Below are 287 nucleotides of genomic sequence, written 5' to 3'. Positions count from 1 at the left end.
GCGACCCGTCGAGGTGGGCGAGGCGTCGGGCTGCGGCGCGGGCGGCGACGCGGCGGGGCTGGGTGACGATCACGCGACCGGTGCTCCGCGAGGCGAGGAGCGGGGGCACGAGGGTGGTCTTGCCCGTGCCGGGTGGGGCGGTGACGACCACCGATCCGCTCGCATCGAGTGCCGAGGACAGCTCGTCGAGCGCGGCCGCGAACGACAGCCCCGCGCCGATGGCGGCGAGGTCGAAGGCGGCGGACATCATCCGTCCAGTCTGCCCGGTCGCAGAGACGAAACAGCGG

Annotated in this window: 1 protein-coding gene; it reads right to left on the bottom strand. The window is 74.9% G+C overall.

From position 1 onward, the window contains the following. The coding region (locus tag ACNPM4_RS18665) for a hypothetical protein (protein WP_448986700.1) at positions 1 to 250 on the bottom strand (250 nt) is incomplete at its 3' end. Between the last annotated feature and the right edge of the window lie 37 nt (positions 251 to 287).

This window comes from Microbacterium umsixpiens (genome assembly GCF_053543675.1).
This window is presented reverse-complemented; position numbering and strand designations above follow the sequence as displayed.